The sequence below is a fragment of the Brevundimonas sp. AJA228-03 genome, from assembly GCF_017795885.1.
GTDB lineage: Bacteria > Pseudomonadota > Alphaproteobacteria > Caulobacterales > Caulobacteraceae > Brevundimonas.
Map to the genome: position 1 here is coordinate 2,949,119 of NZ_CP059297.1, position 25,378 is coordinate 2,974,496.

The following is a 25,378-nucleotide window of genomic DNA, read 5'->3' on the forward strand; positions in this document are numbered from 1 at the left end:
ACATGGCCATCCGACGCATCCTGACCATCGACAACGCCTCCGACCTGGCGATCCTGAAACAGGTGTCAAAGCCCGTCGACGGGGTCGACGACGCCGTGCGCGCCCTGATGGATGACATGCTGGACACCATGTATGACGCCCCCGGCATCGGCCTGGCCGCCGTGCAGATCGGCGCGCTTCAGCGCGTGGTCGTCATGGACCTGGGCGACGGCCCGGCCCCTGCGGGCGGCGAACCGGCCGCAGAGGGCGAGGGCGAGGGCGAGGGCGGGAGCCGCGTTCCCAATCCCCGCTACTTCGTCAATCCGGAGGTCCTGTGGGCCTCGGAGGAGACCTTCTGCTACGAGGAAGGCTGCCTCTCCATCCCCGAATATTTCGATCAGGTCGAACGCCCCGCCCGCGTGCGCGTCGCCTATCTGGACCGCAGCGGCACCCGCATCGAGGAAGAGATCGAGGGCCTGTATGCCGTCTGCTTCCAGCACGAGCTGGACCACCTGAACGGCGTGCTGTTCATCGACCACCTGTCGCGCCTGCGCCGCGACCGCGCCATGTCCAGGGTGAAGAAGACCATGCGCCTGAGAGAGGACGCCTGATGGCCCGCGCCAAGTCCCGCATCATCGACCCGACCGGTCGTCGTCGCCTGACGCGCTCGGAGAAGATCGGCATCGGCTCGGTCGCCACCCTGGTCGGCGTCGCCGCCCTGGGCGTGCTCGCCGGCGTCCTGCTGGACCGGCTGCTCGACTTCGACGACGCGCTCGATGCCGGCGGCGAATGGGACGAGGGCGGCGGCGTGGGAACGCGCTGGCAATAGGCCTCCCCCTGCAACGCAACGTCACTTGACGGGACGGCGCGTCCGGACGATTCCGGCTGAGCCTTTCCGGAGCCCGCCATGCCGCACGACCGCCTCACCGTCCTGACCGCCCTCCAGGCCCAGGGCGTCTGCCCGGTCTTCTATCATGCGGACCCCGAGGTCGCGCTGAACGTCATCCGCGCCTGCGCCCGGGGCGGCGCGCCGGTGATCGAGTTCACCAACCGGGGCGACTTCGCCGTCGATCTGTTCGCCGACATCGCCCGCGAGATCGCCCGCACCGACCCGGACATCATCCTCGGCATCGGTTCGGTGCTGGATGCGGGCACGGCCGCCCTGTACCTGAACCGCGCCGCCCGCTTCGTGGTCAGCCCGGCCCTCGTCCCCGAGGTCGCCCAGGTCTGCAACCGGCGCATGGTCGCCTATTTCCCCGGCTGCGGTTCGGTGCGCGACATCACCGAGGCCCACGCCCTGGGCTGCGACATCATCAAACTGTTCCCGGGGGCCTCGGTCGGCGGGCCGGACTTCGTCAAGGCGGTCATGGGCCCCATGCCCTGGACCAAGATCATGCCGACCGGCGGCGTCGATCCCGACGCGGCCTCGATCGCCCGATGGTTCGGCGCGGGCATCGTCGCCGCCGGCATGGGCTCGAAGCTGATCACCGATGCGGCCGTCAAGGCCGGCGACTGGGCGGGGATCGAGGCTTCGGTCCGGTCTGCCGTGGACGCGGTGAAGGCGTTCCGCCAGGCCTGACCGTCTCCTCCCTGTCGCGTAACGATGGGGAGGGGACCACGACGTGGTGGAGGGGGTCTTGCCCCCCTACCGACCTCACCCGCTTGATGACCCCTCCGTCTCCTCCGCTTCCCTGTTGCCGCCCTTTGCGGCGCAGACCCTGAATTACGAACGGGACGATTACCGCTGCGGATACACCGGATATGGCGGCCGACGGGGCTGCTCGGGCGGTGCCGCCTGCAGGGCCTGCATGGCGATGGCCACCGCCGCGTCCAGTTGCGGATCGGCCCCGTCGGCCACGGCGCGGGGGTCCTGATCGACCATCACGTCCGGGGCCACGCCCGCGTTCTCGACCTCCCATTCGCCCTCCGGGTTGAAGAAGCCGACGTTGGGCGAGGTGACCTGGCCGCCGTCCATCAGGGGCGGCATGCCGCCGATCCCGACCAGACCGCCCCAGGTCCGCTTGCCGACCAGGGTGCCCAGCTGCTCGCGCTTGAACATCCAAGGCAGGGCGTCGCCGCCCGAGCCCGCGACCTCATTGGCGATCATCACCTTGGGCCCCAGGATGGCGTGCGCGGGCGTCCGGTCGATGGAGCCGTAGCGCGGCGCCCACCAGCTCTGCAGCCCGCGCCCCAGCACCTCGATGATGTAATCGGCCATCTGGCCGCCGCCGTTGAACCGCTCGTCGATGACAGCCCCTTCGCGGTCGCTCTGGGCGAAATAATAGCGGTTGAAGCTGGTGAACCCGCCCTGCCCCGTGTCGGGCAGATGCACATAGGCCAGCCGCCCGCCCGACAGCCGGTCGACCCTCTGGCGGTTGCCCTCGATCCAGTCGAGGTAGCGCAGGCGCGCCTCGCTGGCGACCGGCTGCACCGTCACGTCGCGCCCGTTGGCCCCCGAGGCCGCGCCCAGTCTCAGCGTCACCATCCGCCCGGCCGTGCCCTCCAGCGCCGCCTGGATGTCCATGTCGGCGCTGACCGCCCGGTCGTCGACCGACAGCACGCAGTCGCCGACCCTTGCATCCACCCCCGGCTGGGCCAGCGGCCCCGTCACGTCGGGCGAGAAGGCCGTCGGGCCATAGATTCTGGTGATGCACCAGCGTCCGCCCTGGATCGCATAGTCGGCCCCCAGAAGGCCGCCCGACACGCGCCGCGCCGACGGAATCGTCCCCCCGCCACCCCTCAGGTGGCCGACCGACATGCCGGTCAGGGCCTCGTGGAACACATAGTTCAGGTCGGTCCGCGACAGGATGGCGTCGGCAAGGGGCTGCAGCCGCGCCTGGACGGCGGTCAGGTCCGAGCCGTGGAAGTTGGGGTCATAGAAATAGGCCCGCTGCATGCGGAACAGCTCGCGATACATCTGGGCCCATTCGGCGCGCGGGTCGCTGCGGACGTCCAGCTGCTCGAACGACACCCCGCCCTCGCCCGCCTTCACCGGCGCATTGGCAGGCACCACGGCCCAGGACGGCGGGCGGGGCGGCGTGCCCGGGACCGCCTCTCCACCTGCGCGCGTCGAGATCAGCATCTTCTCCCCGTCGGCCGACAGCTCGAAGTTCACCACCCGCTGGGCCAGCACCTCGACCTTGCGGTCCTTCAGGGTGAACCGGTTCAGCGACATGTCGGCGGGCCCCGTGGCACCTGCCGGACTGGTCTGTTCCATGAAGAAGATCACGCCGGTCTTGCCCGCCGTCAGGTCCGAATAGGCCCGGACCGGCACCGGCAGGGCGACCGTCCGCCGCTGGATCTGGTCGGGCGTCATCCCGCCGATGTCGATGGCCCTCGGCGGCGTGTTCGCCCCCGACATGGCGTCGCCACCGGTCGTCCGGTCGCCCGCCTCGCCCTCCTCCTCGTCGCTCTGCGGCGCGACCGGCGAGGCGACGCCTGCGTTCAGCGCGACGGCATAGATCGAATGCGTCGGCGTGAAGAGGTTGCTGGTCATGTCCAGCCCATAGGTCTGGCCGCCCGCATTGTTGCTGGCGACGTAATACAGGTAGTCGCCCCCGGCATCGAAGGCCGGGTCGCGCGCATCGCCCAGGTTCGAGGTCAGCGGCGTGGATGTCCCGTCGGCCACCGAATACAGGTTCAGCACCGTCAGCCGGTTGGCCCCGTTGCGCGAATAGACCAGCCAGTTCGAATTCGGCGACCAGGCCATGTCGGTGGACTGAACGGTGAAGCCCCCGTGCGCCTGGGCCGTGCCGACCTCGCCGAGCCGCCCCGTCGTGGTGTCCAGAACCCAGTTGCGCAGATGGTTGTCCGAAAACGCGATCTTCCTCGAATCCGGCGACCAGACCGGATTGGCGTAATAGGTCGGCTCGGCCGCCAGAGGAAACTTCCGCACCGCGCCCTCGCCGTTCTGCGGCGCGACGTGCAGGGCATACAGGCCGGACTCGTCCGAGAAATAGGCCACACTCTGCCCGTCCGGGCTCCAGGCCGGGCTGCGCTCCATCACGCCCGGCGTATTGGTCAGGTTGCGCACCGACCCGCGCGTGACCGGTGCCGTCAGGATCTCGCCCCGCGCCTCCACCGCCACCCGCGCGGCCGAGGGCGACAGGCTGACCGCCTGCACCTGGTCGGCGACATTGATGATGCGCGGCCGGGCGTCTGGCATGTCACCGGCGACGTCCACGCCCAGGGCCTGCGGCTCGCCGCCCGGCACCAGGGTCGACAGCGTGCCCAGCCGGTCGAAGATCAGGGTCCGGCCGTCCGTCGACAGCGACCGGATCGGCGACCCGTCGTTGGTCCACACACTGGCCACGGCCCGCGTCGCCGGATCGTAGCTGTAGATCGAGATCGGCCCGTCGCGGTCCGACAGGAAGTAGATCCTGCCGCCCATCCACACCGGCGACAGGTCGTTGCTGCCCTGGCCTTGCGGCACCTCGACCGTCGCCAGCCCGTCCAGCGTCGTCACCTTGATGGTCGACGCCCTCCCGCCGCGATAGTTGCCCCAGGCCGTATAGTTGCCGAACTCGAACCCGAAAGCCGGGGCGAAGGGGCTGTAGGCGATGGCCCGCCCGTCCGGCGACATCTGGCCGGTGTGGGCATAGGGCAGAGGCATGACATCCGGCGCGCCGCCCTCGGCCGACACGGAGAACAGCTGGGTGTAGCGGCTGGCCGCCGACCGGTTCGAGCGGAACAGGACCCGGCTGCCGTCCGGCGACCATCCCACCGCTGCGTCATTGCCGGGGTGCCAGGTGATCCGCTTCGGCTGCCCGCCGCTGGCCGGCACGGTATAGACGTCGATGTTGCCGTCATATTCGCCGGTGAAGGCGATGCTGCGTCCGTCGGGCGAGAACATCGGCGCGCTCTCGATCCCGACCCCGATCGTCAGGCGCTGCGCCCGCCCGCCGCCGCGCGCCACGGTCCACAGGTCCCCGCCATAGACGAAGGCCACCTGATCGGCGCTGATCGCGGGCTGCTGCAGGATCTGCGACTGGGCCGACGCCTCGCCCGCCAGCCCTCCCGAGACCAGTGCGCTCGATGCGAGCCACAACGCCATCCGGCGACCCAGACCCAGAACCATCTTCAACCCCCATGGAACAGGCAGGGATACTCCGTCAGCGGATCGACGCTGGCAAGGCCGCGCGCCAGGGGCATCGGGCTCAGGCTTCGAACATCTCGGGCAGACGCCCGGCCCGGAAGAGGATGGTGGGGCTCTCGTCGTAATCGCCCATCTCGGTATCGGCCGAGACCGAAAACGCCACCACGCCCAGCCGGAGGGGGGCCAGCCGCTCGGCCTTGCGCTGTGCCTCCGCGGCATCCTTGCATCCGACCTGAGGCTCCGCCTTCAGCCCGCTGCCGCGCCCCTGAACATAGGCCTGCACGATAAACACGGTCTCGGTCGCCATCCGCGCGACAGGGGCCTGTTCGGACCTGGCGTCAAGGGCGCAGCGAATGCAAACCTACGAACGCGCCGCGAAGAACATCAGATAGACCAGTCGTCCGGTTTCGGGCGTCGTGCCGAACCCGGGCCGGCTGTTGTGGAACAGCCAGGGCGAGAACAGGGCCAGCCGGTTGAACCGCATGGGAAGGCTCATCGTCCTTTCCCAGGCACTGGGCTTCAGGGTGTCGCGGTTCACGACATCTTCGATCAGGGCGTTGATGTCGCCATAGCCAGCCCTGACGAGACCATCGTCCGTCATCGGAACACGGTCCAGCCCCGTGCGCCTGTGGCGATAGAAGTCCGTTCCGCCCCGCGCGTGCTCCGGCGGGCTCAGATACAGGATGCCGGAAAAATAGGCCGGATCGATATGAACGCCGCTGGCCCCGCGGTCGCTGGCCAATGCGATCCGGCAGTGGCCATGCAGGGTGCCCGGCGCGGCCTGCACCGGCACTCCGATCAGGCGCGACACGGTCTCGTCCAGGCCCGGGATCTCGATCGCCCGGTCCGAGGTGACCCCCGAATAGTTGCCGTGCTGCGCAGCGCGGTCATATCCCAGGGCCAGCGCACGCTGACGCAGGTCCTGGGGATTGGCCAGGAAGTCGTCGACCAGGACGACCGAGGGCAGGCTCACGCCCGCCCCCGCTCGCGACCTCGCACGATCGACGTCAGAAGCGCCAGCTGAGCGCTGCGCGGTAGGTCTGGTAGTTGATATCGTCCCGCTCGGTCGTCGTGTCGGCCGAGATGTCCAGCTTCATGTCGCCCCGGCTGACCGACAGTCCGCCGCCCAGCTCGAACCAGCTGTTCTCGCCGGTCGCCCGCGGGACTCTCAGCCGGTTGCCCACGCCCGCAAAGCCCACCACGAACGGGGCGTCGCCATCGCTGAACTCATGCACCAGACGGACGGAGCTGTGCGGCGCGATGGCATAGCCGTGGGTGTTGAACGGCAGCGCGAAGTCGATGCCCACACGGCCCTGCAAGCTGTTGTAGCGCCCGCTGCCGATATCCAGAGCGGCCGAGCCCCCGGTTTCGCGCACGTCATCGAAATCCGTGGTCGTGGCACGCAGGCTGGCCTGGGGCGTCATGAAGACGCCGCCATTTTCGTACTCCTTGCTGATCGAGGCCTCGCCACCGAAGGAGAAGACGTCTTCCGAGCTGGTGAGGGTCTGCGTCGTCGTGCCCAGCGTCACCAGGCGCTCGGTGTCCAGGCTGGTCGTGCCGATGTTGCCGCCGACCGACAGAATAAAGCCGTCGCCGACTTCACGCGTGGCGTAGATCGCGCCGCGGAAGGTGTCGGACCCGGTCTTCTGCAGGGGCGTGGCCGAGCCGTCGCTGCTCGCATAGGCCAGGTTGGCACCGAGCATCCAGCCCGTTTCCGGATAGAGTTCCACGCCCGCCACGCCGAACCAGCCGTCCAGCGTATCGCGCTTGTCCCCACCGAACGTCGGGCGGGAATCGCCTTCGAAATAACCGGCATGGATATAGGCACCGACGTCATCGGGCAGGGTCATGCGCCGGACAGGGCCCGTCGCGGATTGCAGCTGGGTCATCAGCGACTGACGGTCGAACTCGCCATTCAGCGACATGGCTGCGGGATTGCCGCCGATGGTCAGGGTGCCGGCCAGGTCGTGGCGGGCGCCCTTGTGCATCCGGTCGGACGTGAAGTCCGCCAGCACCTCATTGACGAGCACGGCCTGGGACCGCTTGGCCAGGGCCACGTGCGGTGCCAGCTGGTTCAGGGTCGAACGGATGCCGGCCAGGCTCTGGATGTCCGTCTGATCGTAGATCCCGGCGAGGGCCGCATAGTTGGCCGCCCGGTTGGCATCCAGCAGTCGACCGGTGAACAGTTCCCCCCGGCGCACGCCGCTCAGGGTGGCATAGTCCAGAGCGTCGATGCGGACGCCCACGGACGAGCTGGTATAGCTGACGGTGCCGTAAAGGATCGGGGTCAGCTGGGTGTTCAGGGTGGTGAACTGGCCCGTCACGCCGCCCGCGGCCGAAAGCACGGTATAGCTCGCGCCATAGCTCGGCCGACCGATGGCGTTCAGCGTCAGGGTCCCGCCCAGCAGCGCCGTGCCCGCCTGACCCGACCCTGCCGCGACGCTCAGGCGATCGGCGCCGGTCGTCGCGATATCGATCACCAGCCGGCTGCCCGAGGACAGCACCAGATTGCCGTCGATCCCCAGGGCGCCCACGCCGCCGAGCGTACCGGGGGTGATGGTGCCCATCACATTGGTCACGAACGGTGCCGCGATCCGGCCATTGCCCGACAGCAGACCGCTCAGGATCATATAGTCCCCGCGCGAGGTCAGGTTACCGTCGACCGACAGCGTGCCGGTCATCTGGTTGACGTCCATCAGACTGGTCAGCGACCCGCCCGTGGCGATGTTCAGACGGCTGTTGGCGCCGGTGATCCGGAACCGGTCGACCGTGGCGGTCGAGCTCAGCGTGGTGGTGCCCTGGGCCGACAGATTGACGTCGAAATACCGGCCGATCGAACCCGTCAGGCGGTCGGGATCCACGTTGTTGGGCGTGAAGCCTGTCGCGCCCGGCAGGCCGTTGGCCAGGGTCGCGGCCGGCAGGGCGGCCAGACCGATGGTCCCCCCGGCCTGGGCCGTCGCCTCGCCCGAAACCTCGACCTGGGCCTCGGCATAGCCACTGACCGGCTCGATGATCGCCTCGCCGGGCGCATGGGTGGCGACACCCACGTCGGACCCGCCCCCGGTCCCGATCGGCCGGGTGTCGACCCGATTGACGCCGGTCGCGACGTTCAGGCACTCGCTGATACCGCCGGACTGGAAGCAAATCTCGCCGAACTGGCCCGAGGTGCCGTTCTTCTGCTGGCCGGGGTCGTTGGGCAGGCCGTTGATGATCTGGCCGGTGGGGCCGATGATCTGGTAGTTCGGATCCAGGGTGGTGACCCAGTTGGTCGGATCGGTCCAGGCCCGGTCACCCGCGACATTGCTGACATAGCGGTACGGATTGTTCGCCGCGATCCAGTCCCAGTACAGATACAGCGGCTGATAGAAGCTGACCGTGCCATATCCGTTCGACGACTGGGCACCGAAGAACCGCGTATAGCCGCCCGACAGCACGCCGATGGCCAGGTTCAGGTTCTGGGCGTTCTGCAGGATCAGCGGCCCGCCGGAATCCCCCCCGGCCGTCGTGCCCTCGGTCGTGCCTCGGGCATTGTCGCGAAAGGCGTTGAAATCGAAGCGGCTGGCCCCGGCCGTGCCGCGCAGGGGATCGTCGAAGTCGATGAAATAGAGGTTCTGGGTCAGGCCGTTGGGCGCACCGCCGAACAGGAAGCCTTCGAACGTCTGGAGCGAGGTCAGGGCGCCGACGATGTTGTCGGCGATCCGGCGTCGGAAATCGATCGGGGCCGTGCCGCTGGTTCCCGTGCCGTTGCCGCCATATCCGGCGATGCCGACGTTATAGCCCGTGCCCGCGGCCGTGATCGTCGTCGGGGCCAGCGGCGAGAACAGCATGGCCCAGGTCGGAATGCCGGCGGCCGGCGTGTCCAGCGTCGCGGTCGCGACATCGCCGTACAGGAAGCCTCGCGCCGCCGGCTCCAGCGACAGCGGATTGTAGCGGACCTGATCGACGTTGAAGAAGGACGACCCGATGTTGGTCCGGTACTGGTTGGGACCGGCCAGCAGCCATTGTATCAGCTCATCCGGTCGGCCCGCAGCCTCGGCGCGGAGGTTGGCCTCGAAGCCGAACCCGATCCGTGTTCCGCCCGCGCCATAGGCGATGGCCGACCGGGTGTTCACGCAGTGGGCGGCGAACAGCACCGTCCGCGGGTTGATCAGCGAGCCCGTGCACAGGCCCACCGAACCGCCGCCGTTATCGATGATCATCTGGCCGATGCCGGTGATGTTGACCGGGTCCCGCGCCGTCGTCGGCGTGTTCGGGTTGGCGATCAGGATCTGCGGTTCCGGCGCGACCGGCACGACCTGGCCGGCCGAGTGGGGCACGGGCGCGACCGGCGCGACATAGCCGTTATGCGGCTCGGGCGAGGTGGGCGCGACATAGCCGGACTGGGCTGCCGCCGCCATCGGGACAAGCAGGATGGCGCTGGACAGCATCAGGCTGTGGCGCAGGTTCGCATTGGTCGTCATGAAGGCCCCCGGAAACACAATTCAACCTTTGTGACGGACGACGGGGGCGTTTCGCAACCCTTAACATCGGGCACGGGACAATTCCGCCATCGGATGGTGATTCGCGGCCACGCCTCGCGCCACGACCGTCCGTTCACAGCACAATCGTCACCCCTCATCACGCTCCGGCACCTCGCCCCCCAGCTCCCGGACCAGGGCTTCCAGACGTCGCATCCGCCGCAGGTTGTCCATGCGCCACGCGGAGACCGCCGCGCGCTTGGCACCCTCGATCCGGGCAAAGCGCTTGCGCAAGGGATAGGTCGGCGACTCCGTGTCCGGGCCATCCGGTTCCACGCAGAACCGCGCCCGGGCCGCATCGTTCTCGGTCACCAGAATGTCGAACAGCAGCTGCAGATCGATGGTCTCGATCGTGATCTTCGCCGCCTCCGCGCTCTTCGCCTCCCGCTCCGCCAGCCGCGCATAGGTCTCGGCCAGCCCGGCCAGAGCCTTCGCCTCGTTCCACAGCCGCCCCTTCATCGCCCGCCCGCTGGCCAGGGTCGCCGCCCGGGCCAGTTCGGCCGGGTCCGTCGCCGAGGCATCGTCGACCGGCGCGGGCTGGAACAGCGCCTTCAGCGCCCGCGACCCCACCGGCTGCATCGACCGGACCGAGGCCTCCTCCTCCTCGACCATCCGCGCATGGGCCCGCGCCCGCGCATCGCCCATCCCCTTCTTGGTCCAGCCGTCGCGGCAGGCGTAACGATAGACCGACGAGGGCGCGACCTTCCACTTGGCCCCGATGTCCTTCGCCGTCGCCCCGTTCCTGTATTCCTCGGCGATGATCGCCCAGGTCTCGGGCTTCAGCCGGAAATGGGTCGCGGGCGCTTCGACATAGGCTCGGGTCATGCCCCCATTATTGCCGTGCCAGAAGACAAGGCGCGTTCGACGCCGCGATTTCATCGGCCACCCCTGAAACGAAACGCCAATTCGCCGCCAGCGCGGACAATCCGGTCCCCGGGAGCGGACATCCCGCCCCTCTCCTCCCCCGTCATGGGGCAGGGGGACCGCGAAGCGGTGGAGGGGTTCTTGACGCGCGCCAGAACGACTTGAGGAAAGGCACAACCTGCGCGACCATCCGCCATGGCCAAGGGCGTGTTCACGACAAAGCTTAGTCCGAGCTACGACGACCTCCCCGAGGAACGATACCACTTTGGCCGGGACTATCTCGCCCGCGTCGAGCGAACGCTTGGCGACACGATCGTGTATTACGAGCCCAGACGAAGCTCGGAGCATCTGAGCAGCCGTGGGGGGCGACAGTCCTACTTCGCGGTAGCGAGGCCCTATAAAATCACGGAAGACCCGAAGAAGGCTGATCACTTCTATTGCCACGTTTCGGACTATCTGGATTTCGAACAGGCAGTCTCATTTCGTAACGGCAGCACATATTTCGAGAACGCTCTTCGGCGCGACGACGGCGGTACGAACAGGGGAGCCTTTGGCCATGCCGTTCGCATCGTCCCTGAAGACGAGTTCGAGGCAATTTTGGCGGCGGGTTACAGCACCTCCCGCGTCGACTTCGCCATCCAACCAGACCTGGCCACACCGCTCTCAAGTTTCGCTGAAGACATGGCCCAGTTTGAGCGGCCGATGGTGGAGCTGACCATCACAAAGCCGTTCAGGGACGTTGCCTTTCGCCGTTCGGTCCGCGCGGCCTATGACAATCGCTGCGCCGTCACCGGCCTCCGATTGATCAACGGCGGCGGCCGACCAGAGGTCCAAGCCGCGCATATCCAAGCGGTAGAGGATCGTGGCCCGGACTCGGTCCGCAATGGCCTTGCTCTATCGGGTACCATTCATTGGCTGTTCGATCGCGGGCTGATCGCCGTGGCTGACGACATGCGCATCTTGAAGGCCAAGGGGCATGTGCCCGACGAAGTCGAACGTCTGATCAACGCCAGCGGCTACATCAACCTTCCGCCCGATCCGAACCATCGACCCCATCCGGCGTTCCTGAGCTTCCACCGGGAAAATCGGTTCAAGGGATAGACATAGCGGCCACGTTAGGCTCGACCCGGTCCATAGGGGTTCCGCTCGAACCGGATCAGGTCATGCTTCTCAGCAAACCACGCAACGAAGGCTGAGGGCTTGTCGCCTTCCTGCCAGTAGCGATTGAGCTCGTCGTCGCTGAGGCCAGCGTCCGAGGTGTCAATGCACCAGTCTCGCAGCATCAGGCGATCGACTTCGGCAATCCACGCGACCCGCTCTATTGTCATCTCTGTTCCTTGCCATTCCAGCCGCCAAATGAGAACATAGCACGAACATTTCGTGGTGGCATGGTTAATGCATGGGTCGGCTCTGCGCTCGAAAGTGATAGGATCGACCATGGCCGACACCACGATTGAATGGACAGACTCTACCTGGAATCCTGTCGCCGGCTGCACGGTGATCACGCCGGGATGCACGAACTGCTATGCAATGCGCATGGCGGCGCGGCTCGATGCGATGGGCGTTCCAAAGTACGAGGGACTGACGCGAAAGAGTGGCGATCGCTATGTCTGGACGGGAAAAGTGCGACTTGACGAAGCCTCGCTCGACGCCCCGCTCAAGTGGCGCAAGCCGCGAAAGATTTTCGTCAACTCGATGTCGGACCTTTTTCACGCGGACGTTCCTGCAGAATTCATAGCGCGCGTGTGGAAGGTGATGGAACAGACACCTCAGCACACATATCAAATTCTAACCAAGCGACCCGAGCGCATGCGTGAGGTGCTCGTGGCACTCGACTTGCCGGTACTGCCGCACGTGTGGCTGGGTGCCAGCGTTGAGGACTCAGCGGTTCTCAGTCGGCTTGATGATCTAAGAGCGACGCCAGCAATCATCCGTTTCGTGTCGTTCGAACCCCTAATAGGGTCGGTGGCGAATGCCGACCTAACAGACATTCATTGGGCGATCATTGGGGGCGAGTCCGGTCCGCGAGCGCGCGTGATGGATCCGGAATGGGTCGAGGAAATCCAGCTTTGCTGTCGAAATGCCGGGACGGCGTTCTTCTTCAAGCAGTGGGGAGGCCGGAATAAGAAAGCAACTGGCCGATCGCTGCACGGCCGGGAGTGGAACGAACTACCGGAATCTGCAACGTTGTAAACGGACAACTGAAAGGCGATTCGTTGGCGACCGATATGCAGGCCTACGCTGGTCGTGAGCAGACACAAGCAAAGCACTTCATCCTTCGAAAGTACCTGCAAGCGCTGGCCTTCAAGGTGCTGCGGCATTGGGATGTTACGTATGTGGACGGCTTTTCGGGGCCTTGGAAAGCCGAGCGAGAGGACTACGGTGATACGTCCTTCATGATCGCCATCAACGTCCTAAAAGACGCTCAGAATCTGATCAAGGAACAAACTGGACTCCGGCGACGTATCCGCTGCTTCTTCTCTGAAAACGACCCTGAGGCATACGCCCAGCTCGAAGCGGCTGTTAGGCCTCATCATCGACCCGCGGATGGCTTTGAGATTCAGACTTTTTGCGGAAAGTTCGAAGACGCGGTTCCTACCATTCAATCGTTTATCGGTATCTCGTTTCCACTGATCTTTATCGATCCAACCGGCTGGACTGGATATCCATTCTCGAAAATCTCGCCGCTGTTTCAGCGTGAGAAATGCGAAGTGCTCATCAACTTTATGTACGCATTCGTCAGCCGCTTCCTAAACCATCCGGACGAAAAGATCATTGGATCGCTCGACCCAATCCTAGGAGGTTCAGGCTGGCAAACTCGCCTAGAGGCCGGCATGGAACCCGCCTTGGCTGTGGAAAGTCTATTCCGCTCAACCCTGCGACAAGCCGGCTCCTTCGACTACGTTGTCTCCACGCGGATCGACAAAAGCACGGAAGATAGGCCTCACTTTTTCTTGGCCTACGGGACGAAAGATCGTGCTGGTCTAAAAGCGTTTCGGGACATCGAGTACGCTGCCCTGCGCGAGCACGCGAGAAATCGGTCTACCGCCAAAGAACGAAAGCGTGAAGACAAAACGGGCAACGTCGACTTGTTCGCCGCTTTCGAAGCCGATGTTCAGGAAGCCTCGATTGAATCAGTCGTTGCGCAACAAAAGCTATTGGCGCGCTCGCATCTGACCAACCTCCTACGAGCGGGACCCACGCGGTTTTCCCAAGTTACAGACGTCTTGCTGCAAGCGTTCATGCTTAGGGAAACGAACGTGAAAGATATCTGCGTCGAATTGAGTCGATCGAACACGATCGCAAACACTTGGGGTACCGGAGGTCGGAAGCCTCAAGGTGATTCAATCATTCAGTTGATAGTCAATTAGCGTTTCGACCTTACTGGCGCATCCGCGTCTTGCTGGGCTTCTGATCCTCACGCCGCGAGGATGACCGCGTGGTCGACCTCCCGCGCCGCATAGGCCAGGCAGGCCGAGATGTCCTCGGCCTCCAGATCGGGGTGGTGTTCGAGGATGGAGGCCGGGGTTTCCCCGGCAGCCAGCATGCCCAGGACATCGCTGACACGAATCCGCATGCCCCGGATGCATGGACGCCCCCCACAGGTGTCGGGACGGATCGTGATGCGGGCCAGAAGATCGCTCATGACCGAACCTTAGCGCAAAGTCGGGCGCGGCGAAATCGGGGTGGTTCGTGTTGGTCTGTGTCATGCCGCCATCATCCTGCTCGTCGATATCGAGAGGATAAGTCGGCCGCTGAAGCGGCAACGCGGGTCGGACCTAATGCCGAATGGCGTTCTATTTCAGATAGCTAAGTCCGGAGAGGTGCTGGCCTGGTCGGGGGTATAACCCCCTCAATCCTCATCCATCTTCAGCGCGGCGATGAAGGCCTCCTGCGGGATCTCCACCTTGCCGAACTGGCGCATCCGCTTCTTGCCGGCCTTCTGCTTCTCCAGCAGCTTCTTCTTGCGCGTCGCGTCGCCGCCATAGCATTTCGACGTCACGTCCTTCCTCAGGGCGCGGACGGTCTCGCGGGCGATGATCTTGCCGCCGATGGCGGCCTGGATCGGGATGACGAACATGTGGGGCGGGATCAGGTCCTTCATCTTCTCGACCATGCCCCGGCCGCGCGTCTCGGCCCGGCCGCGGTGGACCAGCATGGACAGGGCATCGACCGGCTCGGCATTGACCAGAATGCTCATCTTGACCAGATCGCCGACCTTGTAGTCCGTCAGCTCGTAATCGAAGCTGGCATAGCCCTTGGAGATGGACTTCAGCCGGTCGTAGAAGTCGAAGACGACCTCGTTCAGCGGCAGCTCATAGACCACCAGCGCCCGGGTGCCGACGTAGGACAGCTCGATCTGGCTGCCGCGCCGGTCCTGACACAGTTTGATGACCCCGCCGAGGTATTCGTCGGGGGTCAGGATGGTGGCCTTGATCCAGGGTTCCGAGATGGTCTCGATCTGCATCACATCGGGCAGGTCGGCGGGGTTGTGCAGGTCCAGCGTCGTGCCGTCCCTCAGGCCGATCTTGTAGACCACCGACGGCGCCGTCGCGATCAGGTCCAGGTTGAACTCGCGGCTGAGCCGCTCCTGGATGATCTCCAGATGCAGCAGCCCCAGGAAGCCGCAGCGGAAGCCGAAGCCGAGGGCGGCGCTGGATTCCATCTCATAGGTGAAGGAGGCATCGTTCAGCCGCAGGCGGCCGATGGCGGCGCGCAGGTCCTCGAAATCGGCGGCGTCGACCGGGAACAGGCCGCAGAAGACCACCGACTGGACGTCCTTGAACCCCTTCAGCGGCTCGGCCGTGGGCTTCTTTTCGTCGGTGATGGTGTCGCCGACGGCGGCGTGGGCGACCTCCTTGATCTGGGCGGTGATGAAGCCGACCTCGCCGGGGCCGAGGCTTTCGACCGGAGTGTTCTTGGGCAGGAAGACGCCGACCCGGTCGACCAGATGGGTCGAGCCGTTCTGCATCATCTTGACCCGCATCCCGGCCTTCAGCTGGCCGTCGAACACGCGCACCAGGACCACGACGCCCAGATAGGGGTCGTACCAGGCGTCGACCAGCAGGGCCTTCAGCGGGGCGTCGGGGTCGCCCTTCGGGGCCGGCAGGCGGGTGACGATGGCCTCCAGCACCTCCTCGATGCCGATGCCGGACTTGGCGCTGCACAGGACGGCGTCGCTGGCATCGATGCCGATGACGTCCTCGATCTGCTGGCGCACCCGCTCGGGCTCGGCGGCGGGCAGGTCGATCTTGTTCAGGACCGGCACGATCTCGTGATTGTTGTCGATGGCCTGATAGACATTGGCCAGGGTCTGGGCCTCGACGCCCTGACTGGCGTCCACGACCAGCAGCGAGCCCTCACAGGCGGCCAGCGAGCGCGAGACCTCATAGGCGAAGTCCACATGCCCCGGCGTGTCCATCAGGTTCAGGACGTAGTCGAGCCCGTCCCGGGCCGTATAGTTCAGCCGCACCGTCTGCGCCTTGATCGTGATCCCCCGCTCCTTCTCGATATCCATCGAATCCAGAACCTGGGCCGACATCTCCCGCGCCGTCAGGCCTCCGGTAAACTGGATCAGCCGGTCGGACAGGGTCGATTTCCCATGGTCAATGTGGGCGACCACGGAGAAGTTGCGGATTCGGTCGATGGGGGGCGTCGTCATGGTGCGGCGCGGTTAGCATGGCCCGGGCTGTCGCGCCAACGCGGCAGAAGGTGCGAACGACCGTCACATCTGTGGCCCATTACTTCGACGTAATGCGACGGTCGCGCGTTTGAGAACGCGCGGTGAACGCGGTATGAGGCCTCGCGCCGCCAAAGCTTGGCCTGGCAAAGACCCGACTTCCGGCCGGCGATTTCGCCCGCCTCATCGACAGGACCCTTCCGTGGCCCCCACGACGCCGACGCGCCTTCGTTCCTCCGCCCTGACCATTGGTGCCATTGCGGCACTGGGCCTGTTGATCACCGCCTGCGGAGGCGGGGACAAGGAAAAGGCCGCACCGGTCCAGCGTCAGTCGGTGACGGCCGCGACGGTGGTAGCCACCAACCTTCCGCGTGTCGTCAACGCCTCGGGCAGCGTCTCGGCCTGGGAAGAGGTGCCGGTGGGCGCCGAGACCGGAGGCCTGGTCGCCACTGGCGTCTTCGTCGACGAGGGGACCTATGTCCGGCAGGGTCAGGCCCTGGTCCAGCTGAACGACGCCGTCCTGCGCGCCCAACTCAGCCAGCAGCAGGCGCAGGTCCAGACCGCCGAGGCCAACCTCGCGCGTGACGATGCGGCCCTGGCCCGGTCACGGGAGTTGAAAGAGCGCGGCTTCCTCAGCCAGGCCTCGCTGGACACAGCCCAGGCCAATCAGCGCGCCTCGGCGGCGGGCGTCGCCCAGGCGCGCGCAGCCCTCAGCCAGACCCAGACCCAGCTCAATCAGGCCACCGTACGCGCCCCGGTGTCGGGCCTCGTCATCCGGCGCAGCGTCACGCGTGGGCAGATCGTTCAGGCGGGCTCGGAGCTGTTCCGCATCGTTCGCGACGGCCGTCTGGAACTGGACGCCCAGGTGCCCGAGACGGACCTGCCGCTGGTCCGCGCCGGCATGTCGGCCGTCATCGTCGCCGACCAGGGCGGCGAGACCGCCGGCACGGTTCGGATCGTGACGTCGGAAGTCGATCCCCAGACCCGCCTTGGCGTCGCGCGCGTGGCCCTGACCAACGGCACCGGCCTGCGTCCGGGCATGTTCGCCCGCGCGCGTATCGATGTCGGCGACGCGCCGGTGCTGACCGTGCCATCGGACTCGGTCGTGTTCCGCGAGGGCCGGGCGGGCGTCTATGTCATCGACGCCAACTCCACCGTGAAGTTCGTGCCCGTCCAGACCGGCGATCGATCCGGCAGTCTGGTCGCGGTGACCGCAGGTCTCGGTGCCGGTCAGCGTGTGGTGGTCCAGGGGTCCGGGTTCCTGGGCGAGGGTGACGCAGTAAGCGTGACAGACGCCAGTGCCGCAGCCGGCGCACCCGCGACGACTCCGGCTGCCGGAGCCGCGCGATGAATTTCGCCAACATCTCGTCCTGGTCGATCCGGAATCCGATCCCGATCATCCTGATGTTCGTCATCCTGACGCTGGCGGGCGTCGGCAGTTACTTCAATCTGCGCACCAATAACTTCCCCGACGTCGACCTGCCGGTCGTGGCCGTTTCGGTCGTACAGGCCGGGGCGGCTCCGACCGAAATGGAGACCCAGGTGACCCGCCTGGTCGAGGATGCCGTGGCCGGTCTGGGGCAGGTCAAACACATCACTTCGACGGTCAACGACAGCGTTTCCACCACGTCGATCGAGTTCCAGCTGGGTGTCGACCTGGAAAAGGTCACCAATGACGTGCGCAATGCCGTGACAGGCATCCGCCAGAACCTGCCCGCCGATGTTCAGGAACCGATCGTTCAACGCATCGAGTTCACCGGCACTCCCATTGCCAATTTCGTCGTGCGCGCGCCGGGCATGAGCCCTGAGGAACTCAGCTGGTTCGTCGACAATACGGTGGCCAAGCGCCTTCTGACCGTGAAGGGCGTCAGCCAGATCCAGCGTGACGGCGGCGTCGATCGCGAAATCCGCATCAAGCTGGATCCAGGCCGGCTGGAGGCCCAGGGCATCACGGCCGCGGCCGTCTCGAGCCAGCTGCGCGGCTCCAATATCAATCTGCCCGGCGGGCGCGGCGAGATCGGCGGCGAGGAACAGGCGATCCGGACGGTCGGCTCGGCATCGTCGGTCGAGGCCCTGGCGCAGACCCTGATCCCCGTCGATGGCCGCACGGTCCGGCTGGGCGACCTCGGCCAGGTCATGGACGAGTGGTCCGAGCCGCGCGGGCGTGCCCGGTTCAACGGACAGGAAGTGGTCGGCTTCGGCGTCGTCCGCTCGATCGGGTCCAGCGAGGTCGACGTCTACGAGCAGTCCAGGGCTGCGATCGAGGCCCTGGACGCCGAACGCGCCGACGTGACGATCGAGGAGGTCGCCAACACCACCTCGGACGTCATCAACAACTTCCACGCCTCGGTCGAGGCTCTGCTGCTTGGCGCGATCCTGGCCGTGATCGTGGTGTTCGTCTTCCTGCGTGACTGGCGTGCGACCTTCATCACCGCCGTGGCCATGCCCCTGTCGCTGATCCCGACGTTCTGGATCATGGACCTGACCAACCAGTCCCTGAACGTGGTCACCCTGCTGGCCCTGTCGCTGACGGTCGGCATCCTGGTCGATGACGCCATCGTCGAGATCGAGAACATCGTCCGCCACATCCGGCAGGGCAAGGCACCCTATCCCGCCGCGATCGAGGCGGCCGACGAGATCGGCCTGGCGGTCCTGGCCACCACCGCCACCCTGGTCGCGGTGTTTGCGCCCACGGGCTTCATGCCGGGCATCGTCGGGCAGTTCTTCAAGAGCTTCGCCATCGCCACCTGCGTCAGCGTGCTGTTCTCCCTGCTGGTCGCCCGAACCCTGACACCCCTGATGGGTGCCTATCTGCTGAAGGCCGATCAGGGCAAGGAACACGCGGATCCGTTCTGGATGGCCCCCTATCAGAAGGCCCTGGCCTGGGCGCTGGGCAGTTCGGCATCGCGCGCCGAGACGGACCTGGTGAGGGCGAGGCGTCCGCTGGGGCGGCGGATCAGGGATCGCCTGCTGGATCATCGACTGTGGGTGTTGGGCATGGGCGGCCTGTTCTTCTTCCTCTCGATCTGGCTGGCCACGAGGATCCCGGGCGAGTTCATTCCCGTCGAAGACGTGTCCCGTTCCAGCGTGACGGTCGAGATGGCCCCGGGCACCACCCTGGACCAGACCGACGCCGCCGTTCAGCGGATCACCCGGGAATTGCAGAAGCGGCCCGAGGTCGCATCGGTCTATTCGTCGATCGGCTCGGCCACGACCAGCTTCGGCGGTGGAGGCAATTCGAGCGCCGGGGAGGTCCGCCGTGCCAGTCTGACGGTCAACCTTGTGCCCAAGGCCGATCGCAGCATCAGCCAACAGGCGCTGGAAGCCGAGGTGGGGCCGATCCTTCGCCAGACGCCCGGTGCCCGCGTGCAGTTCGGTAGTGGCGGCGGCGGGGGAGGCGGCAGCCTGCTGACCATCGCCCTGGTGGGCGACGACGGCGCGACGCTGGAGGCCACCGCCGCCAATGTGGCCCGCGAGATGCGTGGCATCGACGGCCTGTCGAACGTGGTATCCTCGGCCGCCCTGGTTCGTCCTGAAATCCTGATCACGCCAAAGGCCGATGTCGCCGCCCTGACCGGCGTCTCGACCCAGGACATCAGCCAGGCCGCCCGCGTGGCCACCCTGGGCGACGCCGACCAGCTCTTGCCCAAGTTCAACCTGGGCGACCGGCAGATTCCCATCCGCGTCATGCTGACCGAAGATTCCCGCCAATCCATCAGTGTGATCGAGAATCTGAAAGTACCGACCGCGTCGGGCAGTTCGGTCCCCCTCTCGGCCGTCGCCGACATCAGTTTCGGGGCCGGTCCCAACCAGATCGACCGCTATGACCGGCGCCGCGTCGCGAACATCACCGCGGAGATGCCCGGAACGACGCTCGGGTTGGCGACCACGGCCGTGAACGCCCTGCCCTCGATCGCCAACCTGCCGGCCGGTGTCGCCCAGGCCGCCTCCGGCGATGTGGAGAGCTTCCAGGAGCTGGGCGTCGGCTTCGGCTTCGCGATCGTGACCGGAATCCTGCTGATGTACGCGGTGCTGGTCCTGCTGTTCAAAAGCTTCCTGCACCCGATCACCATCCTGGCCGCCCTGCCGGTCTCGTTCGGCGGGGCTTTCATCGCCCTGCTGCTCACCGGCAAGTCGCTGTCCATGCCCGCCCTGATCGGCATCATCATGCTGACGGGGATCGCGGCCAAGAATTCCATCCTTCTGGTGGACTACGCCATCATCGCCATGCACGAGGGGATGAGCCGCTACGACGCCCTGATGGACTCGGCTCACAAGCGGGCCCGTCCCATCATCATGACGACCCTGGCCATGGGTCTGGGCATGCTGCCGATCGCCCTGGCGCTCGGCGAGGGCACCGGCTTCCGTTCGCCCATGGCTGTCGCCGTGATCGGCGGGCTGATCACCTCAACCGCCCTGTCTCTGTTGTTCGTGCCCGTCATCTTCAGCCTGATCGACGGGCTGAAGGTCCGCATCGAACGCCGGATGAGTCGGATGTTCGCCGGCCAGCGGGGCGACGCGGCAACAGGCGACTCACTGGCGACCCCGCCAAGCCTCGGTTCCGGTCCGGCGGAATAGACGAGTACGGGGCCTTTCGCCTGCGCGGGAGGCCCGACCCTGGTGACCGTCCGGCTGCTTTGTCCGAAGCGTTGCCCATGCCAGGCCGGGCCTTGCGGCCTCAAGGCAGGACGCACGGGACGTATCGGGGGCGAGCGGCCTGCGACCGCGAATGATGCGGATGTCGTTCAGCCTCATTCCGGATCCCTGCTACCGGGAGGATATCGGGCAGAGCAAGCCCGTTGCCCCTACTCCGGAACTGCACAATCTGCACAATCTGCACAATCTGCACGATGCAGCGTCATTTCTCCGGGCTCGACCAGATAGAATACACAGGCCCGGTATCATTTGAGGCTGGCACCGTCCTGTCGTCGCCAGACGCCAGGCAAAGAAAAGGCCGGTCGGGGCCATCCCCGACCGGCCTGGTCACTCCGGCCTCTGGAGGCCGAAGATCAGTACTTGATGCGCAGCGTCGCGCCGTAGGTGCGCGGGGCGCCCAGGAAGGCGTCGATGGTCTGGGTGTCGCCGGCCGGGTTGTAGAAGGTGCCGGCATACGGGCCGCTGGCGGTCGCCGTGGACTGGAAGCCCGATCCCTGCAGGAAGCCGTTGTAGGCAACCTGGACATACTCTTCGTCTGTCAGGTTCTGGGCCCAGACTTCCAGGGCCCAGCGCTCGTCTTCCGAACCGAGGGTGATGCGGCCGTTCAGCGTGCCGAACCCGTCCTGCAACTTGTAAGGCAACAGGTCGGAGCCGGTGTTGTAGTCGGTCATATATTTGCCCGAGAGGCTGAACCCGGCGCGGAGGCCGTTGCCGATCGACCGGTCGAAGTTGATCGAGGCGACGTACGACCATTCCGGCGCGAACGACGGCCGGTTGCCCGGCAGCAGGGACAGGCCGCCGAAGTTACCCGGGTTGGTCAGCTGCGAGGCCGTGAACTTGCCGAACTGCGCGTCCGTGTAGGTGACGCCGCCGCCCAGGGTCAGCCCTTCCAGAGGCGTGAACCACAGGAAGTCGGCGTCCACGCCGCGCGAGGTCAGCTCGGGGATCGACTCCACCACGAAGGCGGTGCCGAGGAAGGTGTTGAGCTGGAAGTTCTCGAACCTCTGGTCGAAATAGGTCGCGTTCAGCAGCATGGAGCGGTTGAACAGGGTGGTCTTGACGCCCAGTTCATAGCTGTCGACGTCTTCCGAGGGGAAGAACAGCGACGGGGCCGGGTTGATCGGCAGCGGCACTGCTGCCGTCGCAACCTGCACGCGGTCCTGGTTGTAGCCGAAGCTCTTGTAGCCGCGGGCATAGGACGCATAGACCAGGATCGACTCGTTCAGCCGATAGGCCGCCTTGACCGTGCCCGACAGGGTCCCGTCATTGACGCTCTCGTTGATGCCGCGGTTGGCATAGAAGGGGTTGGTCCAGGGCAGGCAGAAGCGGGCCAGGAAAGCCCCGCCATTGGCCGTACCCAGCACGCCGAGGATGGCGCCCTGGTTGCCCAGGGCGGCGGCGCAGACGCCCGAATTCGTGCCGACATTGTTCTGCACCCCGATCAGGCGCTTCTCGTCATAGGTATAACGAAGGCCGAGCGTGAGCTCGAACGCGTCCGTCACCTTGTAGGTGTTGTTGGTGAACAGGGCGATCGAGTCCGAACGCTGCATGTACCGGTCGCGCAACGACTGACCGGGCACGATCGTCGGCCCGCCACCGGAAATGGCACCTTGCGTACCCAGGCACTGCTGCAGGCCGAGCGCGGTCTGGGCCGGGCGCGTGAAGCAGGGGATGATCGACGGGCTGGTCGGGATGGCCCCGGCCGTCGCTGCACTCAGGGCCGCCGACAGCTGGAGCGACAGGGCCGGCGCATAGTCGTCGCCTTCAAAGAAGCTGTCGCGACGGTTGACGTTCTCGCGCGTGGCGAAGAAGCCGACCAGCCAGTCCAGCTTGTCCGTGGCCCCGGCCAGGCGGAATTCCTGGGTGATGTTGCGCACCGAGGCACCGAAGTCACCGTCCGGCAGGCGATAGGCGATGTCGGCACCGGTGAAGTCGGCGTCCTGACCATTGGTGGTCGACCAGTTGCGCCACGAGCTGATCGAGGTCAGCGTCGCGTTCCAGGCATCGATGTCGATGTTGGCTTCCGCCGACACACCCATGTCCTCGATCTCCTGATCGGTCACACGGTTGGCATAGGCGAGGCGCGCGAAGGGCAGGTAGCCGAACCCTGCGGCTGCCGGTGTATTGCCCGGGCCCGTCGACAGGCTGTCGATGATGGCACCGATGGGTCCGGTACGACGCTGCACGCCGACGCAGCAGAACTCGTCACGGCGCGAGTAGTCAGCGATCAGTCGGACGGAGGCACTGTCGTTTGGCAGAACCAGGAGCTGGCCACGGACCGTGAAGAAGTCCTGGGTGCCGTCTTCGGTGAGGGTGCGCGGGCCGTCGCCCACATTGACGTCATAGAAGCCTTCCCGCTCACGGTGCGCGGCGTACAGGCGATAGGCGACCTGGTCGTTGAGCGGACCCGTCATCGAACCGGCGACACCCCAGGCACCATAGTTGCCGAGGGTCAGTTCCGCGCCGCCGCCCGGCGTGAACGACGGGGCCTCGGTCAGGATGTTGATGACGCCGGCCGAGGTGTTCTTGCCGAACAGGGTGCCTTGCGGGCCCTTCAGGACTTCGATGCGGCTGAGTTCGCCCAGGTCGCCGAAGCCGACGCCGTTGCGCGAACGATAGACGCCGTCGATCACGACACCGACCGAGCTTTCCAGACCGGGGTTGTCGCCCACGGTTCCGACGCCGCGGATGCGGGCGGTGGTCGAGGCTTCCGACGAGGTCGAGGTGACCGTCAGGCCCGGTGTCAGGATCTGCAGATCCTTGATGTCGCGGACGCCCGCGTTCTCGAGCGCTTCCTGCGACAGGCTGGTGACCACGATCGGCACATCCTGCAGGCTCTGCTCGCGCTTCTGGGCGGTGACGATGATGTCGTCGACCGAGGACGCCTGGTCCTGGGCGGAGGCGACGCCGGCCCAGCCGAACACGGCAGTGCCGACCACGGCCGCCGAGGCGGTGCAGCGGAGGAAGTTGGTAAGACGCATGGATGGCTCCCGGCTCATGTGCCGGACGAACCCTCCCGGGCGTGTCGCGGCGATTCCTGATTCCCAGACCGCGCCCTTCTTGCGAGGCGTCGGATTCTCGAACTGTTGCGTTAGTCCAAGCCGCGTCCAGCGACAAGCGACCGCACGCAATCACGACATGTTTCAGCCTCGTCCCGGCTGTGTGTGTGACGCAAAAGCGACAGACGACGATGACCCTAGGTCAATATTGGTGCGCCAGGATCAGTATTCGTCGAGGGTCGGGCCTTCGAATTGCGCCGACGTCTGGCCGCCACCGCCAGGATCACGGCACCCAGGGACGCCGAAAGGGTCGACCCCAGGATCACGCCCAGCTTGACCTCGACCTGTTCGGGGGCGTCGATGGTACCGGGAAACGCAAGGATGCCGATGAACAGGCTCATGGTGAAGCCGACCCCGCACAGAAGACTCACCCCATAGATTTGCAGCCAGGTTGATTGGGCCGGCTTCTTGCCCAGCTTCAATCGTGTCGTCAGCCAGGTCGCGCCGAAGACGCCGATCTGCTTGCCAAGGAAAAGGCCTGCCGCCACGCCCAGGACAAGCGGTGCGAACAGCTGATCCAGCGACAGTCCGGCAAAGGACACCCCCGCCTTGGCGAAGGCGAACAGCGGCAGGATCAGGTAGGCGACATAGGGGTGGAGGTCGTGCATCGCCTCTTTCAGCGGGCTTTGACCGTCATTGATGCGAGGTTCCACCGGCACGATCGCGGCGAAGGCGACCGCAGCCAGGGAGGTGCTCAGGCCGGCCTGGACGCTCAGCCACCAGACGGCCAGAAAGCCCATGATCCAGAAAGGGGCTGCGATGGGCCGTCGGGACGCGGCCGCGCCGACCGCCAGCAACCCGGCCGCCCAGGCCAGGGGCACCCCGTCGATCCCGCTGCTGAACAGCACCGCGATCAGTCCGATGGCCCCCAGATCGTCGACGATGGCCAGGGTCAGCAGGAAGACCCGCAGCGAGGAGGGCAGGCCTCGCCCTGCGATGGCGAAGACGCCCAGGGCAAAGGCGATGTCGGTGGCCAGCGGAATGGGCCAGCCGCCGGGCGGCCCTCCCGTCGCGCCGGATATCGCCAGATAGACCAGGGCGGGCGCGATCATCCCGCCCAGCGCCGCGAGGACGGGGGTCGCCAGCTTCCTCGGATCGCTGAGCTCCCCGCGAAGGATTTCGTATTTGATCTCCATGCCGACCACGAGAAAGAAGACCGCCATCAGGCCTTCCTTGATCCATTCCGACACGGTCAGCTCCAGACGGAGCGGCCCCGCCTGGAACAGGTGTTCGCTCTTGAGCCAGGCGAAATAGGCGTCGGACAGCGGCGAATTGGCCACCACCAGCGCTGCCGCGGCGGCCAGGCCGAGCACGGCCCCGGACGCGGCCTCTGTCTTCAGGAAGTCGAGCGTCAATCTGCGAGCCACGATGGCCTCCGATCAGGGGGTCTGCTGGCACCCGGTTATCGACGGGCACCGGACCGGGTTCGCCTATCCCCCTGCACGGAAATCGACGCCGGCCTGGTCGGGCGTGTCGCCGACCTGATCGCTGCCTTCACCATAGCCATCCGGGGCGAGCGTTCAATGAA

At 66.1% G+C, this 25,378-nt stretch carries 18 protein-coding genes; 8 read left to right on the forward strand and 10 right to left on the reverse strand.

Annotated elements, in window-relative coordinates; translation table 11 throughout:
• Nucleotides 1-2: 2 nt before the first annotated feature.
• The 3 genes from HZ989_RS14750 (at nucleotide 3) to HZ989_RS14760 (ending at nucleotide 1,558) form a co-directional block, all read left to right on the forward strand.
• Nucleotides 3-590, forward strand: coding sequence for a peptide deformylase (locus HZ989_RS14750; protein ID WP_209321546.1), 588 nt, complete (start codon nucleotides 3-5; stop codon nucleotides 588-590).
• Entirely contained in the window at nucleotides 590-808 is a 219-nt protein-coding gene (locus HZ989_RS14755) for a hypothetical protein (protein ID WP_209321547.1), read from the forward strand. Before HZ989_RS14750 ends, HZ989_RS14755 begins: the two co-directional genes overlap by 1 nt.
• A gap of 78 nt (nucleotides 809-886) precedes the next feature.
• Nucleotides 887-1,558, forward strand: coding sequence for a bifunctional 4-hydroxy-2-oxoglutarate aldolase/2-dehydro-3-deoxy-phosphogluconate aldolase (locus HZ989_RS14760; protein WP_209321548.1), 672 nt, complete (start codon nucleotides 887-889; stop codon nucleotides 1,556-1,558).
• Nucleotides 1,559-1,717: 159 nt separating this feature from the next.
• Here the strand turns inward: HZ989_RS14760 and HZ989_RS14765 are convergent, their stop codons facing one another.
• From HZ989_RS14765 to HZ989_RS14785, 5 genes are all read right to left on the reverse strand, one after another.
• The gene (locus HZ989_RS14765; protein ID WP_209321549.1) at nucleotides 1,718-5,056 is read right to left on the reverse strand and encodes a S41 family peptidase; all 3,339 of its coding nucleotides are present in this window, start codon (nucleotides 5,054-5,056) and stop codon (nucleotides 1,718-1,720) included.
• A gap of 79 nt (nucleotides 5,057-5,135) precedes the next feature.
• On the reverse strand, nucleotides 5,136-5,381 hold the full coding sequence (locus tag HZ989_RS14770; RefSeq protein WP_209321550.1) for a hypothetical protein: 246 nt from the start codon (nucleotides 5,379-5,381) through the stop codon (nucleotides 5,136-5,138).
• A 54-nt stretch (nucleotides 5,382-5,435) separates the two neighbouring features.
• Nucleotides 5,436-6,047: a DUF6445 family protein gene (locus HZ989_RS14775; protein WP_209321551.1), complete on the reverse strand. Its 612-nt coding sequence runs from the start codon at nucleotides 6,045-6,047 to the stop codon at nucleotides 5,436-5,438.
• Nucleotides 6,048-6,081: 34 nt separating this feature from the next.
• The gene (locus HZ989_RS14780) at nucleotides 6,082-9,534 is read right to left on the reverse strand and encodes an autotransporter outer membrane beta-barrel domain-containing protein (RefSeq protein ID WP_209321552.1); all 3,453 of its coding nucleotides are present in this window, start codon (nucleotides 9,532-9,534) and stop codon (nucleotides 6,082-6,084) included.
• Between the two features lie 147 nt (nucleotides 9,535-9,681).
• Complete coding sequence (locus HZ989_RS14785) at nucleotides 9,682-10,416, reverse strand: hypothetical protein (RefSeq protein WP_209321553.1); 735 nt, start codon at nucleotides 10,414-10,416, stop codon at nucleotides 9,682-9,684.
• Nucleotides 10,417-10,650: 234 nt separating this feature from the next.
• On the opposite strand from HZ989_RS14785, the gene HZ989_RS14790 reads away from it, so the two are divergent.
• Nucleotides 10,651-11,556: an HNH endonuclease gene (locus HZ989_RS14790; RefSeq protein ID WP_209321554.1), complete on the forward strand. Its 906-nt coding sequence runs from the start codon at nucleotides 10,651-10,653 to the stop codon at nucleotides 11,554-11,556.
• Between the two features lie 14 nt (nucleotides 11,557-11,570).
• On the opposite strand, the gene HZ989_RS14795 is transcribed toward HZ989_RS14790, so the two are convergent.
• A complete protein-coding gene (locus tag HZ989_RS14795; protein ID WP_209321555.1) occupies nucleotides 11,571-11,894 on the reverse strand; it encodes a hypothetical protein in 324 nt (107 codons plus the stop codon).
• Between HZ989_RS14795 and HZ989_RS14800 the strand changes: the two genes are divergently transcribed.
• A complete protein-coding gene (locus HZ989_RS14800) occupies nucleotides 11,893-12,648 on the forward strand; it encodes a DUF5131 family protein (protein ID WP_209321556.1) in 756 nt (251 codons plus the stop codon). The genes HZ989_RS14795 and HZ989_RS14800 overlap by 2 nt on opposite strands.
• Nucleotides 12,649-12,683: 35 nt before the next feature.
• Nucleotides 12,684-13,826, forward strand: a complete 1,143-nt coding sequence (gene tcmP / locus HZ989_RS14805; RefSeq protein ID WP_209321557.1) for a three-Cys-motif partner protein TcmP — start codon at nucleotides 12,684-12,686, stop codon at nucleotides 13,824-13,826.
• 47 nt (nucleotides 13,827-13,873) lie between these two features.
• On the opposite strand, the gene HZ989_RS14810 is transcribed toward tcmP, so the two are convergent.
• Nucleotides 13,874-14,101: a DUF433 domain-containing protein gene (locus HZ989_RS14810; protein WP_209321558.1), complete on the reverse strand. Its 228-nt coding sequence runs from the start codon at nucleotides 14,099-14,101 to the stop codon at nucleotides 13,874-13,876.
• 207 nt (nucleotides 14,102-14,308) lie between these two features.
• Nucleotides 14,309-16,117, reverse strand: a complete 1,809-nt coding sequence (gene lepA, locus HZ989_RS14815) for a translation elongation factor 4 (RefSeq protein ID WP_209321559.1) — start codon at nucleotides 16,115-16,117, stop codon at nucleotides 14,309-14,311.
• 220 nt (nucleotides 16,118-16,337) lie between these two features.
• On the opposite strand from lepA, the gene HZ989_RS14820 reads away from it, so the two are divergent.
• Complete coding sequence (locus HZ989_RS14820) at nucleotides 16,338-17,486, forward strand: efflux RND transporter periplasmic adaptor subunit (RefSeq protein WP_245162394.1); 1,149 nt, start codon at nucleotides 16,338-16,340, stop codon at nucleotides 17,484-17,486.
• Entirely contained in the window at nucleotides 17,483-20,713 is a 3,231-nt protein-coding gene (locus HZ989_RS14825) for an efflux RND transporter permease subunit (protein WP_209321561.1), read from the forward strand. Before HZ989_RS14820 ends, HZ989_RS14825 begins: the two co-directional genes overlap by 4 nt.
• A gap of 431 nt (nucleotides 20,714-21,144) precedes the next feature.
• Here HZ989_RS14825 and HZ989_RS14830 read toward each other — a convergent pair whose 3' ends face one another.
• Together HZ989_RS14830 and nhaA are read right to left on the reverse strand one after the other, a co-directional pair.
• Nucleotides 21,145-23,772: a TonB-dependent receptor gene (locus HZ989_RS14830; RefSeq protein ID WP_209321562.1), complete on the reverse strand. Its 2,628-nt coding sequence runs from the start codon at nucleotides 23,770-23,772 to the stop codon at nucleotides 21,145-21,147.
• 215 nt (nucleotides 23,773-23,987) lie between these two features.
• Nucleotides 23,988-25,217, reverse strand: coding sequence for a Na+/H+ antiporter NhaA (gene nhaA, locus HZ989_RS14835; RefSeq protein ID WP_209321563.1), 1,230 nt, complete (start codon nucleotides 25,215-25,217; stop codon nucleotides 23,988-23,990).
• Nucleotides 25,218-25,378 lie beyond the last annotated feature (161 nt).

What these genes read in the sequence shown, in the direction of transcription:
- HZ989_RS14770 (WP_209321550.1), bottom strand. Translation starts at nt 5,381, where the DNA reads ATGGCGACCGAGACCGTGTTTATCGTGCAGGCCTATGTTCAGGGGCGC.
- HZ989_RS14750 (WP_209321546.1), top strand. Translation starts at nt 3, where the DNA reads ATGGCCATCCGACGCATCCTGACCATCGACAACGCCTCCGACCTGGCG.
- HZ989_RS14825 (WP_209321561.1), top strand. Translation starts at nt 17,483, where the DNA reads ATGAATTTCGCCAACATCTCGTCCTGGTCGATCCGGAATCCGATCCCG.
- HZ989_RS14755 (WP_209321547.1), top strand. Translation starts at nt 590, where the DNA reads ATGGCCCGCGCCAAGTCCCGCATCATCGACCCGACCGGTCGTCGTCGC.
- HZ989_RS14810 (WP_209321558.1), bottom strand. Translation starts at nt 14,101, where the DNA reads ATGAGCGATCTTCTGGCCCGCATCACGATCCGTCCCGACACCTGTGGG.
- lepA (WP_209321559.1), bottom strand. Translation starts at nt 16,117, where the DNA reads ATGACGACGCCCCCCATCGACCGAATCCGCAACTTCTCCGTGGTCGCC.
- tcmP (WP_209321557.1), top strand. Translation starts at nt 12,684, where the DNA reads ATGCAGGCCTACGCTGGTCGTGAGCAGACACAAGCAAAGCACTTCATC.
- HZ989_RS14765 (WP_209321549.1), bottom strand. Translation starts at nt 5,056, where the DNA reads ATGGTTCTGGGTCTGGGTCGCCGGATGGCGTTGTGGCTCGCATCGAGC.
- HZ989_RS14830 (WP_209321562.1), bottom strand. Translation starts at nt 23,772, where the DNA reads ATGCGTCTTACCAACTTCCTCCGCTGCACCGCCTCGGCGGCCGTGGTC.
- HZ989_RS14790 (WP_209321554.1), top strand. Translation starts at nt 10,651, where the DNA reads ATGGCCAAGGGCGTGTTCACGACAAAGCTTAGTCCGAGCTACGACGAC.
- HZ989_RS14785 (WP_209321553.1), bottom strand. Translation starts at nt 10,416, where the DNA reads ATGACCCGAGCCTATGTCGAAGCGCCCGCGACCCATTTCCGGCTGAAG.
- HZ989_RS14800 (WP_209321556.1), top strand. Translation starts at nt 11,893, where the DNA reads ATGGCCGACACCACGATTGAATGGACAGACTCTACCTGGAATCCTGTC.
- HZ989_RS14780 (WP_209321552.1), bottom strand. Translation starts at nt 9,534, where the DNA reads ATGACGACCAATGCGAACCTGCGCCACAGCCTGATGCTGTCCAGCGCC.
- HZ989_RS14760 (WP_209321548.1), top strand. Translation starts at nt 887, where the DNA reads ATGCCGCACGACCGCCTCACCGTCCTGACCGCCCTCCAGGCCCAGGGC.
- HZ989_RS14795 (WP_209321555.1), bottom strand. Translation starts at nt 11,894, where the DNA reads ATGGTCGATCCTATCACTTTCGAGCGCAGAGCCGACCCATGCATTAAC.